Here is an 11,489-nt window from a genome sequence, read left to right on the forward strand (position 1 = left end):
CCCGACCCGCTCCGACGACGGCCCGGCACGCACGCGAACCCACGCTGCGCACCGGGCCGTCGTCGCGTCGGCGCACCGAACGGGCGATCGCCGGGCAGGCTGGGCACACAGGTCCGTCGGAAAGGATTCGAGAACGGTTGAACCTCGACGGCCCCCGTACCGTGACACAGGTGACAGCCCCGAGCAGGTACCCCATGGAGGTGGAGATGTCCGCGACGACCCAGGAGTCCCCGGCAGCACCGACCAGCGCGCACACCTGCGACGGATGTCTCGACCGCCGAGCGGTGCTGGTCAGGGCGGGTCTGGTGACCATGGGTGTCGCCGCGGCCGGCGTCCTGGCGGCGTGCGGAGGCGGCGGGTCGGACGCCTCGGCGAACGCGCCCGCCGCGGGCGAGCCGCTGGCGCAGGTGTCGGACATCCCGGTCGGCGGTGCGCTGGCCGCGACCGGCTCGGACGGCAAGCCGATCATCCTGCTGCAGCCCGAGGCGGGCACGGTCACGGCGGTGTCGGCGGTCTGCACTCACCAGGGCTGCACCGTCGCGCCGGACGGCAAGGAGCTGAAGTGCCCGTGCCACGGCTCGGTGTTCGACCTGACCGGCGGCAACGTCTCGGGTCCCGCGCCGTCGCCCCTTCCGCCCGTCGACGTGCACGTCAGCGACGGCGCCGTCCTCGCGGGGAAGGCCTGAGCCATGGTCGACACCCGGCGCCGGACGGCCACCCTCCTGCGGGTGCTCATCGCGGTCTGCGTCGTCGTCTCCGCGGTCGTGCACCTCTACCTGTGGCAGGACGGCATGAAGACGCTGGACGTCGTCGGGCCCGCGTTCCTGCTCAACGGCATCGGCGGCCTGGTGCTCGGCGTGCTCGTCCTGGTCTGGCGGCACTGGCTCCCGCTGCTGGGTGCCGTCGGCTTCGGCGTCGCCACCCTGACGGCCTTCCTCATCTCGACGACCCCCGGCGGGTTCTTCGGGGTGCACGAGCAGTGGGTGGGCTGGGCCGTGTGGGCGTCGGCGATCTCCGAGATCGGTGCGATCGTCCTGGGCATCGCGGCGCTGCTCGCGGAGCGCGACCGAGCCGTGGTCGGCGCCCCGGCGGCCTGACGTCTGTCAGACGGGGTCTCGGAAGTACCCCTCGCGCTGCATCGCCTCATAGACCTGCTCGGGCGTCATGCCGTCGTACCTCCCGGGTGCGGTCGCCCCGGCGTACGGACCCCGGCCGCGGGGCGCCGCCAGCCGCGCCAACTCCGCGAGGAACTCCTGCCGCGCCTTCGCGAGGTCGGGGGTCCGCACGAGGAGCCGGTCCTGGCCCATGTCGCGGTACCAGACCGTGTAGTCGCCGCCGTCGAGCCCGATGACGACCAGCTCGCTGCTCAGCGACGCGGGGACGTGCCAGACGTGGAAGTCCGTGCCGTTGAGGTAGCCGAGCGCCTCGGCCTCGCGGGCGACGTGGGCAAGCCCGAGGAGGGCCCGGCTGCGCCGGTACTTCTCGCGCAACCGGTCGGCCACGTCGGGCGGCAGGCTCGCGAGCCGGTCGGGGTCGGTGTTGTCGTCGAGGTCCGCGCGCTTGACGACGAGTGCGAGGGGAACCGCCGCCACGCGCCGCATGCTGTCCTCGAGGGCCTCGCCCGGGCGCTTGGACAGCGCGTCGACCGCCTCGACGACGTCGGCCGGGCAGCCGCGGGACAGCAGGTCCGCGGCGGTGACGGGTGTGTCCTCCAGGACGTCGTGCAGCACGGCCACCATGCGCGCGCGCTCACCGTCGACCCGGCCCATGACCCGCAGCGGGTGGCCGATGTACGGCTCGCCGGCCTTGTCCACCTGGCCGGCGTGCGCCTGGGTCGCGAGCTCGACGGCCGCGGCGAGGTCGAACGCGCTCACCGGTCCGCCGGCGGAGCCGCCCGGAGCCGGTCCAGGCGCGCCTGCTCGAAGGCGCGCGCTGCGTCGGGGGCGAGGGGGGCAAGCTCGTGCTCGTACATGTTGAGCCGGTGCAGCGCCAGGACGCCGGTCGGCCGCCAGGTGCCCTCGCCGCCGAGGATCTCCTCGACGGGACCGTCGTCGGACGGGCGGCTCCGGACGAGCGTCCGAGGTCGGGAGATGTCGTCGCCGTCCCACAAGACGGCCCAGTACTGCGTCTCGGGGGTCATCGGATCTCCGGTGCGGTGAGGGATCGGACGCCCGGTGGCGTCGGGACCGTGCTGAAGAGCCGGCGCATCTCGTCCTCGAGCCGACGGGCCTCGGCGGGTTCGACGTGCGGCAGCCGCGCGGCCTCGTAGAGGTCGTGGCCGGCCATCTTGACGTCGAAGCTGGTGGGCGTGTGGAACTGGAGCTCGAAGACCTGGCCGTCGGGGGACCGCCACGCGCTGTTGATCCCCTGGTAGCCGGGCTGGCCGAAGGTGTTCTTCCACGAGACCGGCGCGTGGCCGGCGTCGGTGAGCTGCTTGACCACCGACTCGACCCCGTGGGTGAAGCCGCCCTCGGGCATCTGCGCGGTGTACCGGACGGCGTCCTTGATCCGGGCCAGCGCCGCCCCGACGTCCCTGACGTCGAGGTCCGCGAGGTCCGTCGCGACCTTGCGGTACAGGGAGTCGGCGCCCTTCAGGCGGAAGTCGAGGCCCGGCATCGTCGCCCCGTCGACGCGCGACAGGATGCGCTGGAGCTCCTCGGTGATCGCCGGCTCGGCGTCCGCCGCCGCGCGGCGTAGGGCGTCGACCGCGGTCGCCTCGCTGCTCGACAGGTGCAGCCCGGGCGGGCCGTCCCACGGCTCGGAGATCGGGTGCGGCGCGCCGCCGCGTCCCGCGGGTCCGGGCTTCGGTGCGCGGCCCCCGGGGAGCTTGGCGCGCACGCCGGAGGCCAGGCGGCGCAGCACGTCCTGCAACGCCTCGAGCAGGTTCTTCAACGACTTCGCCGACGAGATCACGTCCGTGACCGACTTGCCGACCTTCGTCGCCAACGACGACACCCGGGTCGAGACCTGCCCCACGATCACCGGCGTGGCCAACCCCAACGTGAACACCGCCTCGGCCGCCCACGAGATGATCGAMCCCACCAGCGACGCCAACGTGTCCCGCACCAGGTCGTGCACCACCTGCACCACCATCGCGCACGTCTTCAGCGCCCCACCGATCGCCGACGCCGACCCACCCGTRGCCCGGATCCGGTCCGCCAACCCGTCCGCATACGCCGMRTASGCSSYGATCGACGCCCCGGTCATCGCCTCCAGGTCCGCCCGCACCACCCGGGACAGCTCRTCMCCGGCMGCACCCATCGCRTCSGCGACGTTCTGCCACGTCCCSGCGAACCCCAGCACCGCCCCSGCATCACCGGTCAGGTCGTTCAACCACCCCTTGAGCGGCTCCAGGTGCTCCATCAACCACCCGAGCCCGGCACCGATCAACGACCCCAACGGATCGATCACCGTCGCCGCCACATCCAGCGCCGCACCCACCCCGGACAGCCCGAYCGCGACCCACGACCCCGACTCCAACGACGAGCACAGGCTGGTGACCGAGTCCAGCACGCCCGCACCACCGAACGCGGTGGACGTGTCGACCGGACCCGCGACCAGCGGGTTCGCCGTCACCGGTCGAGGACCTTCCCGAGGCTGCGCAGCAGCTGCTCGACGCGCTCGTCGACCTGCTCGAACGACCGTGCCATGGAGCCGAGCTCCCGCACGACGCCGTCGGACGCCTCGTGCACGGCGGCCAGCGCCTCGCGCGCCGCCGAGTCGACGCCGCCCACGACCGCCGGCAGGAACGAGCAGAGCACGCCGAACGCGCCGCCGTGCAGGTCGGTCGACCCGGCAGCCGACTGCGCGGTGCGCACGTCGCTCGCCACCTGCTCGACACGTGCGCCGTGCCGACGCAGCACCTCGGTGTCGACCTCGAAGCCCCCGCTCATGCCCAGCGCGCCTCGATCTCGTCGCGGAGGTGCGTACTGATCGACGATCCCTCGCCGTACGCGTCGTCGGTCACCGCGACCGCCCGGCGCCCGGCGTCCCGGCCGGCGGCCTTCACGGTCTCGCGGATCAGGGTCGCCAGCTCGGCCGGTCGCAGGCCCATCGCGGCGTCGTCGATCACCAGGTCGGTCAGCTGCCCGGTCGCGTCGACCTCGACGTCGACCTCGCCGCGCGGGCTGCGGGCGCGCCCGCGGACCCGGTCGATCGAGGCCTTGACCTCGACGGCTCGCTCGGCGCGCTCCTGAGCCTGCGCGATGTCCTGCTGGACCCTCGCGAGGGCGGCGTCGGGGTCGTCGTAGAACGCTGTCACGCCCGGCAGCCTAGCCAGGAACCCGACAGACCGGGCAGTGCATCCACCGATCGGCCCAGCCGGTCACGCGCCCTCGAGCAGCCGCCGTTCGTAGGCCGCGACCACCTGCGCGGGGCTCCAGTCCTCGGTGCCGACGGCCTGGGCGCGACCCACGTACGGCCCGCGCCCGCGCTCGGCAGCCAGCCAGCACGCCTCGTCGAGGAACACGGCCCGTGCCTGCGCGAACGAGGGCGACGCGAAGAGCGTCCGGGTCACGCCCATGTCGGTGTAGCGCACGCGGAAGCCGTCGGGCGACCCGTCGAACAGGATGCACTCGGAGCCGTGCGGCGGGCTGACGGGCGCGACCGCGAAGTCGACGCCGTCGTGCAGGTCGTTGTCCAGGGCGTCCGCGCGCAGGTCGTCCAGCTGGTCGCTCACAGCGGCTCCTCGACCAGGATCCGGAACCGGCGCAGGTCGCGCACCGTGATCGACGAGCCGTTGGTGTCGAGGAACCGGTAGACGGGCGCACCGCCGGGCTGCCCGAACCGGGCCGGCGCGACGGACTCCTCGAGCCGCACGAGCCCGTCCACCACCAGCGGGTTCGTCGTGTCGACGCGGTACGCGTGCCGGGCGGTCTCCCGCTTGTCCGGCGGCATCGACCGCGCGGCGAAGTCCGTGCCGCGGGCGTGCAGCTGGTCGCCCCGCTCGTAGCCGATCCGGTCGAGCCGCAGGTCGTCGTCCACCGTCAGCCGCCGCACGGTCACGGGCGCCGGTTCGTCGGGCCACCGCCACGTCGCAGATGCGCTCATGCCCGGAGTGTCACACGCCGCGGACGCGTCAGCCCCACACCAGCCCGTGCGACGGGTCGTGCAGCACGCGCGCGACGTCGGCCAGCACCTGCGAGCCGAGCGCGCCGTCGACCAGCCGGTGGTCGAAGCTCAGCGCGAGCTGCGTGACGTGGCGGGCCTTGATCTTCCCCTTGTGCACCCACGGCTGCTCGCGGATGGCACCGAAGGCCAGGATCGCGGCCTCGCCCGGGTTGAGGATCGGCGTGCCCGTGTCGATGCCGAACACCCCCACGTTCGTGATCGTGATGGTGCCGTCGGACATGTCCGTCGGCGTCGTGCGGCCCGCGCGGGCGGTCGACGTGAGGTCGGCCAGGGCGCCCGCGAGCTCCTTGAGCGTCAGCCGGTGCGCGTCCTTGATGTTCGGCACGACCAGTCCACGGGGCGTCGCCGCCGCGATGCCGAGGTTGATGTAGTGCTTGTAGACGATCTCCTGCGCGGGCTCGTCCCAGCTGCCGTTGATCTCGGGGTGCCGGCGCACGGCGAGCATGAGCGCCTTGGCGGCGATGAGCAGCGGCGTCACGCGCACGTCCGCGAACTCGCGGTCCGCCCGCAGGCGCTCGACCAGCTTCATCGTCTTGGTGACGTCGACGGTGTGGAACACCGTGACGTGCGGGGCGGTGAACGCGCTGGTCACCATCGCCTCGGCGGTCCGCTTGCGCACCGACTTCACGGGCACGCGGGTCTGGCGACCGTCGGAGGAGACGGTGCCGCTGGCCAGCCAGGGCGCGTCGTCGCCGGGGTAGGTGGCCAGCGTGCGGGCCTCGGCCTGCGCCGCGCGGCCGAGCACGTCCTCGCGGGTGACGATCCCGCCGGGGCCGGTCGGCGTGATCGAGTCCAGGTCGACACCCAGCTCGCGGKCCAGCTTGCGCACGGGCGGCTTGGCCAGCGCGTGCCGGGTGGCCTCGCGCTGCGACGCGGTCGCGGCGGGCGTCGCCGACGCCGGCGAGCCGTCGGCGGTCCGGTCGCGCCGACCCGTGCCTGTCTCGGCCAAGCCGTAGCCGACCAGCACGGCCTCACGGGCCGCCGGCTCCGGGGTAGCGGGCTCCGGGGTGGCCGGCTTGTCGGCCGCGCGCCACGCGCGGGTCGCCTCGATCTCGTCGGAACCCCCGGGCTCGACGCCCGCGTGCCGGTTGCCGCCGCCGCGGTGCCCGTGCTCGATCGCGCCGCCGGACTGCGCAGCGGGCGCGGGCGGCTCGGCAGGCTCCGGCGCGGGTGCGCCTGATGGGTCGGTGTCCACCTCGATGATCGGCGTCCCGACGTCGACCGTCTGTCCCGGCTCGACGAGGATCTTGGTCACGACGCCGGCCCACGGGCTGGGCAGGTCGACCAGCGACTTCGCGGTCTCGATCTCGACGATGGTCTGGTTGACCGCGACGGTGTCGCCGACGGCGACGTGCCAGGCGACGATCTCGGCCTCGGTCAGGCCCTCGCCCGCGTCCGGGAGCGGGAACTGCTGGAAGGTCGGCACGGCGGGGCTCCTCAGAAGGCCAGCGAGCGGTCGACGGCGTCGAGGACGCGGTCGAGCCCGGGCAGGTAGTCGTGCTCGATCTTGGCGACGGGGTACGGCGTGTGGAAGCCGCCGACGCGCAGCACCGGCGCCTCGAGGTGGAAGAAGCACTCCTCGGTGATGCGCGCGGCCACCTCGGCGCCGGTGCCGTACAGCACCGGCGCCTCGTGGACCACGACGCAGCGGCCGGTGCGACGGACGGACGCGGCGACGGTCGCGGTGTCCAGCGGGCTCAGCGTGCGCAGGTCCACGACCTCGATGCTCGTGCCCTCGGCGGCGGCGGTCTCGGCGGCCTTGAGCGCGGTCTGCACGGTCGGACCGTACGCGACGACGGTGATGTCGGTGCCCTGGCGCAGCACCTTGGCGGTGTCGAGCGCGGGGTGCGGCGCGTCGATCGCGGCGTCGACGTCGACGTCGCCCTTCTCCCAGTACCGGCCCTTGGGCTCGAAGAACAGCACGGGGTCCGGCGACGCGATGGCCTGCTGGATCATCGAGAACGCCTCGGCGGGCGACGACGGGCTGATCACCCGCAGGCCGGCGGTGTGCGCGAAGAGCGCCTCGGGCGACTCGCTGTGGTGCTCGACCGCGCCGATGCCGCCGCCGTACGGCACCCGGATGACGACGGGCAGCGTGAGCCGGCCCTTCGACCGGTAGTGCATCTTGGCCAGCTGCGTGGTGATCTGGTCGAACGCCGGGAAGATGAACCCGTCGAACTGGATCTCGCACACCGGCCGGTAGCCGCGCATCGCGAGACCGATGGCGGTGCCGACGATGCCGGACTCCGCCAGCGGGGTGTCGACGACCCGGTCGCCGCCGAAGTCCTTCTGCAGACCGTCGGTGACCCGGAACACGCCGCCGAGCGCGCCGATGTCCTCACCCATGAGGAGCACCTTGGGGCTCTGCTCGAGCGCCTTGCGCAGACCGAGGTTGATCGCCTTGGCGAAGGTGATGGTGGTCATCGGTGGCTGGCCTCTCCGTCCAGGAACGATGCTTCGTATCCCTCGAACCACGCGCGCTCCGACTCCACGACGGAGTGGGGCGTCGCGTAGACGTGCTCGAACATGGATGCTGCCGACGGCCGACCCATCCCGCGGACGGCGGTCCGGATCCGCTCGCCCAGGGCGTCGCCCTCGGCCGCGAGGTCGTCGACGAACGCCTGCGGCAGCTCGCCCCGCTCCTCGAGGTGCAGCCGGAGCCGGTCGATCGGGTCGCGCTGGCGCCAGTACTCCTCCTCCGCGGCCGACCGGTACCGGCTCGGGTCGTCGGAGGTGGTGTGCGCGCCCATCCGGTACGTGTACGCCTCGATGAACGTGGGTCCGCCGCCGGTGCGCGCGCGCTCCAGCGCCTCGGCGGTCACCGCGTAGGTGGCCAGGACGTCGTTGCCGTCGACGCGCACGCTCGGGATGCCGAAGCCGGCGCCGCGGTCGGCCAGCGGGACGCGGGACTGCCGGCTGGTGGGCTCCGAGATGGCCCACTGGTTGTTCTGGCAGAAGAAGACGACCGGCGCGTTGTTGACCGCCGCGAACACGAGCGCCTCGTTCACGTCGCCCTGCGAGGTCGACCCGTCGCCGAAGTACGTGACCACGGCCGCGTCGCGCGCCGGGTCGCCCGAACCGACGGCGCCGTCGCGCTGCAGCCCCATCGCGTAGCCCGTGGCGTGCAGCGTGTGCGAGCCGATGACCAGCGTGTACAGGTGGAACCCGTGCGCGAGCGGGTCCCAGCCGCCGTGGTCGATGCCACGGAACAGCCGCAGGACCTCCGCCAGGTCGACGCCGCGGGTGTGCGCGACGCCGTGCTCGCGGTAGCTCGGGAACACCTGGTCCTGCGGGGCCAGCGCGCGGCCCGAGCCGATCTGCGCGGCCTCCTGGCCCAGGCTCTGCGCGAACAGGGCGAGCTCCCCCTGGCGCTGCAGCGACGTCGCCTCGTTGTCGAAACGTCGGACGATCACCATGTCGCGGTACAGGCCGCGCAGCGCGTCGGCGTCGAGGTGCGCGATCAGGGGGTCGTAGTCGGGGTGGGCCGTGCGCCGACCGGCGGGGGTCAGCAGCTGCACGAGACCGTCGTCGGTCAGGGGGCCGTTCGGGACCACGCGGTTCTCCTTCGCGTGCAGCGGCGGTGGCCGCTCCGGGGTGGGGCAATCGCCAGAGGTTCGAAACCTACGACAGCGTAGGCTACGGCACCGTAGGTTGCGCGAGAAGGACCCCGACAAGCCTCGGCTGTCGCCCTTGTGGACTGTCTACACCCGCCGCGCGCGGCCCACCACGGTCAGCGCGCGAGCCACTCCCCGGCCACCTCGAGCAGCAGATCGGTCGCCTCGGGCTCGCCCACGCTGACCCGCACGCCGTCGCCCTGGAACGGCCGGACGAGCACGCCCGCCCGCCCGGTACGCTCCGCGAACGCCGCGGCGTGGTCGCCCAGCGGGAGCCAGACGAAGTTCGCCTGGCTGTCGGGAACGGTCCAGCCCTGCTGGCGCAGACCGGCCAGCAGCCGCGCACGCTCGACGACGATCGCGTCGACCCTGGTCATCAGCTCGGCCGTCGCGCGCAGCGACGCGAGCGCCGCGAGCTGCCCGACGTGCGAGACGCCGAACGGCGTCGATGCCGCCCGGATCCCCGCGGCCAGGCGGGGGCGTGCCACGGCGTAGCCCACGCGCAGCCCGGCCAGGCCGAAGGCCTTCGAGAACGTGCGCAGGAGCACGACGTTCGGGTGGTCGGCGAACACCGCGAGCCCGTCGGGCGCCTCCGGGTCGCGGACGAACTCGACGTAGGCCTCGTCGAGCACCACGAGCACGTCCTTGCGGACCGCGGCGAGGAACGTCGCGAGCTCGTCGGCGTGCACCGCCGGACCGGTGGGGTTGTTCGGCGTGCAGACCAGCACGGCCTTGGTGCGCGGCGTCACGGCCGCGGCCATCGCCTCGAGGTCGAGCCGCCCGTCGTCGCCGACGGGCACCCGCACGCCGACCGCCCCCGCCAGCGTCACGGCGATCGGGTAGGCCTCGAACGACCGCCACGGCACGACGACCTCGTCGCCCGGCTCGCACACCGCCGTGAGCACGTGGCCCAGCACGGCGACGGAGCCGCACCCGGCCACCACGTTCTCCGGTGCGACGCCCAGCGACGAGGCGATGGCGCCCGTCAGCTCGGTCGCGTACATGTCGGGGTACCGGTTGACGTCCTCGGCGGCGTCGGCGATCGCCATCACCACCGACGGCAGGGGCGGGTACGGGTTCTCGTTGGACGAGAGCTTGTACGCAGCCGCACCGACCGGGACGCGAGCCCCGGGGACGTACGGCGGCAGGTCGGACAGGGCCTGACGCAGGGGGACGCGAGTCACGGGCTCAGCATGCCACCGCCCGGCCGGTGGCAGGATCGGACCATGGCCTTCCTCGTCCGCGTCCTCATCAACGGCGTCGCCATCTGGCTCGCGACGCTGATCCTGCCCGGCCTCTCGATCGTCGGCGGCGACACCGGCTGGCAGCAGCTGGTCATCATCCTGCTCATCGCGCTGGTGTTCGGGGTCGTGAACGCGATCGTAAAGCCGATCGTCGCGATCCTGTCTATCCCGCTCTACATCCTCACGCTCGGCCTGTTCACCATCGTCGTCAACGCCCTCATGCTCATGCTCACGGCCTGGATCACCGAGGCGACCGACTGGGGCCTGCGCATCGACAACTTCGGCGTCGCCTGCTGGGCCGGCATCATCATCGCGATCGTCAGCCTGGTGCTCTCCGTCCTGATCCCCGGGAACGGTCGGGTCGAGTACACGTCGTCGTCGCGGGAGATCACCTACTAGCCGAGACCCGCGGCGGCAGCGAGGCGACGAGCGCCGGGTCGCGCGTCGCCTGGAACTGGCGCGTCACGGCGGTCGTGCCGGGCGGCCCGAGAACCGAGCCCGCGGCCGCGTCGAACCCCCGCATCCCGGGGCTGCCCGCGAGCGCGCTGTCCGCGAGCGCCGCCGTCTCGACGTAGCGCTCCACGGAGTGCGCCTCCAGCGGCGTCGGCACCGCGGGTCCGCCCGTCGAGCCGAGGTCCCGCCCGACCACCGTCACCCGCGCGCCGGTCGCGTCGGGCACCCCGTCGAGCTGCGGCACGGCGTCCTCCCGGTGCCGGTAGTGCCGCACCTCCACACCGGCCGGCGCCGCTCGGGGGGTGTCCGGGGTGCCTGCGGTCGCGACCGCGCGGATGGCGTACGCGCCGCCCGCCGCCGCGGCCACCGACATGGCCACCATCCCGCCCTGGCTGTGGCCCGCGAGCATCACGGGCTCGTGGGCGCCGATGCCGGACAGCCGCATGGCCTCGAGCACGGCGTCGGTCATATCGTCGGGCAGCCCCGCCAGCAGCCGGCCGTTCGTGGTGAGGTCCATCGGGGTGCTCGCGCCCAGGTTCCAGCTCTCGGTGCCGGGGATCTCGACCACCCAGGCCCGCGACCCGTCGGGGTGCGTCAGCTCCTGCACCGACACGACGCCGCGCGGCGTCCCCGGCAGGCCGGTGTCGGTGGTCCCGGGGTAGCTGCGGGCCACGTTCGCCAGCACGTCGGCCGTCGTGCGCGGGGTGGGCAGCTGCGGCGGCGCCGCCCGGACGAGCACCCCGGTGGGCGCGGCGGCCGGCAGCGGGCCGAACAGGGCCGCGGCGGCCCCGGGCACGKGCCGCAGCGTCGGCGCCTGCGGGCCCCGGCGCAACGCGTGGACGAAGCCGCCGGCGGCGAGGACCGCCAGCTCGGCACGACCGTCCGCGGTCAGCCGACCGGGCAGCTCCGCCATCGCCGGGCGCGCAGCCCGGAGCACGGCGGGCAGGACCGGGTCCGGCCGCCCGAGCAGCACCGACCGGCCCACGCTGCCGGCCACGACGCTGCCGACGCCGGCCGCCGCGAGCGTCGCCGCCCCGATGCCCGCGAC

The 11,489-nt window shown here is 73.7% G+C and carries 14 protein-coding genes and 1 pseudogene; 3 read left to right on the plus strand and 12 right to left on the minus strand.

The genetic code is table 11. The features are described 5' to 3' along the window. The first annotated feature begins 206 nt into the window (after positions 1-206). Together AC1DQC_RS15070 and AC1DQC_RS15075 are read left to right on the plus strand one after the other, a co-directional pair. On the plus strand, positions 207-686 hold the full coding sequence (locus tag AC1DQC_RS15070) for a QcrA and Rieske domain-containing protein (protein WP_477052061.1): 480 nt from the start codon (positions 207-209) through the stop codon (positions 684-686). Between the two features lie 3 nt (positions 687-689). After that, entirely contained in the window at positions 690-1,097 is a 408-nt protein-coding gene (locus AC1DQC_RS15075; RefSeq protein ID WP_477052062.1) for a hypothetical protein, read from the plus strand. 6 nt (positions 1,098-1,103) lie between these two features. Here the strand turns inward: AC1DQC_RS15075 and AC1DQC_RS15080 are convergent, their stop codons facing one another. The 11 genes from AC1DQC_RS15080 to hisC form a co-directional block, all read right to left on the minus strand. Next, positions 1,104-1,874, minus strand: coding sequence for a hypothetical protein (locus AC1DQC_RS15080; RefSeq protein ID WP_477052063.1), 771 nt, complete (start codon positions 1,872-1,874; stop codon positions 1,104-1,106). Continuing rightward, the gene (locus AC1DQC_RS15085) at positions 1,871-2,140 is read right to left on the minus strand and encodes a hypothetical protein (protein ID WP_477052064.1); all 270 of its coding nucleotides are present in this window, start codon (positions 2,138-2,140) and stop codon (positions 1,871-1,873) included. The genes AC1DQC_RS15080 and AC1DQC_RS15085 overlap by 4 nt, the downstream gene beginning before the upstream one ends. After that, positions 2,137-3,576: a hypothetical protein gene (locus AC1DQC_RS15090; protein ID WP_477052065.1), complete on the minus strand. Its 1,440-nt coding sequence runs from the start codon at positions 3,574-3,576 to the stop codon at positions 2,137-2,139. Before AC1DQC_RS15090 ends, AC1DQC_RS15085 begins: the two co-directional genes overlap by 4 nt. Further along, on the minus strand, positions 3,573-3,893 hold the full coding sequence (locus AC1DQC_RS15095) for a type VII secretion target (RefSeq protein WP_477052066.1): 321 nt from the start codon (positions 3,891-3,893) through the stop codon (positions 3,573-3,575). Before AC1DQC_RS15095 ends, AC1DQC_RS15090 begins: the two co-directional genes overlap by 4 nt. Next, positions 3,890-4,261 (minus strand): YbaB/EbfC family nucleoid-associated protein, encoded by a 372-nt coding sequence (locus tag AC1DQC_RS15100; protein ID WP_477052067.1) that lies wholly within the window; start codon positions 4,259-4,261, stop codon positions 3,890-3,892. The genes AC1DQC_RS15095 and AC1DQC_RS15100 overlap by 4 nt, the downstream gene beginning before the upstream one ends. A gap of 63 nt (positions 4,262-4,324) precedes the next feature. Continuing rightward, positions 4,325-4,678 (minus strand): hypothetical protein, encoded by a 354-nt coding sequence (locus tag AC1DQC_RS15105; RefSeq protein WP_477052068.1) that lies wholly within the window; start codon positions 4,676-4,678, stop codon positions 4,325-4,327. Then, positions 4,675-5,049: a TNT domain-containing protein gene (locus AC1DQC_RS15110; protein WP_477052069.1), complete on the minus strand. Its 375-nt coding sequence runs from the start codon at positions 5,047-5,049 to the stop codon at positions 4,675-4,677. Before AC1DQC_RS15110 ends, AC1DQC_RS15105 begins: the two co-directional genes overlap by 4 nt. A 28-nt stretch (positions 5,050-5,077) precedes the next feature. After that, positions 5,078-6,556, minus strand: coding sequence for a dihydrolipoamide acetyltransferase family protein (locus AC1DQC_RS15115; protein WP_477052070.1), 1,479 nt, complete (start codon positions 6,554-6,556; stop codon positions 5,078-5,080). Between the two features lie 11 nt (positions 6,557-6,567). Beyond that, a complete protein-coding gene (locus tag AC1DQC_RS15120; RefSeq protein WP_477052071.1) occupies positions 6,568-7,554 on the minus strand; it encodes an alpha-ketoacid dehydrogenase subunit beta in 987 nt (328 codons plus the stop codon). Continuing rightward, on the minus strand, positions 7,551-8,684 hold the full coding sequence (gene pdhA, locus AC1DQC_RS15125) for a pyruvate dehydrogenase (acetyl-transferring) E1 component subunit alpha (protein ID WP_477052072.1): 1,134 nt from the start codon (positions 8,682-8,684) through the stop codon (positions 7,551-7,553). The genes AC1DQC_RS15120 and pdhA overlap by 4 nt, the downstream gene beginning before the upstream one ends. A 176-nt stretch (positions 8,685-8,860) precedes the next feature. Further along, entirely contained in the window at positions 8,861-9,928 is a 1,068-nt protein-coding gene (gene hisC, locus AC1DQC_RS15130) for a histidinol-phosphate transaminase (protein ID WP_477052073.1), read from the minus strand. Between the two features lie 42 nt (positions 9,929-9,970). On the opposite strand from hisC, the gene AC1DQC_RS15135 reads away from it, so the two are divergent. Then, positions 9,971-10,387 carry a phage holin family protein gene (locus tag AC1DQC_RS15135; RefSeq protein ID WP_477052074.1) on the plus strand — a complete coding sequence of 139 codons (417 nt, stop codon included), beginning with the start codon at positions 9,971-9,973 and terminating at the stop codon, positions 10,385-10,387. Here AC1DQC_RS15135 and AC1DQC_RS15140 read toward each other — a convergent pair. Next, positions 10,377-11,489 (minus strand): annotated as a pseudogene (locus AC1DQC_RS15140) (hypothetical protein); the annotation flags it as partial. The gene AC1DQC_RS15135 and the pseudogene AC1DQC_RS15140 sit on opposite strands and share 11 nt — an antisense overlap.

This window comes from Cellulomonas sp. P4_H12 (assembly GCF_056400905.1).

Coding starts and splice junctions, on each gene's coding strand:
- AC1DQC_RS15085 (WP_477052064.1), bottom strand. CDS start 2,140: ATGACCCCCGAGACGCAGTACTGGGCCGTCTTGTGGGACGGCGACGAC.
- AC1DQC_RS15075 (WP_477052062.1), top strand. CDS start 690: ATGGTCGACACCCGGCGCCGGACGGCCACCCTCCTGCGGGTGCTCATC.
- AC1DQC_RS15120 (WP_477052071.1), bottom strand. CDS start 7,554: ATGACCACCATCACCTTCGCCAAGGCGATCAACCTCGGTCTGCGCAAG.
- AC1DQC_RS15135 (WP_477052074.1), top strand. CDS start 9,971: ATGGCCTTCCTCGTCCGCGTCCTCATCAACGGCGTCGCCATCTGGCTC.
- AC1DQC_RS15070 (WP_477052061.1), top strand. CDS start 207: ATGTCCGCGACGACCCAGGAGTCCCCGGCAGCACCGACCAGCGCGCAC.
- AC1DQC_RS15095 (WP_477052066.1), bottom strand. CDS start 3,893: ATGAGCGGGGGCTTCGAGGTCGACACCGAGGTGCTGCGTCGGCACGGC.
- AC1DQC_RS15110 (WP_477052069.1), bottom strand. CDS start 5,049: ATGAGCGCATCTGCGACGTGGCGGTGGCCCGACGAACCGGCGCCCGTG.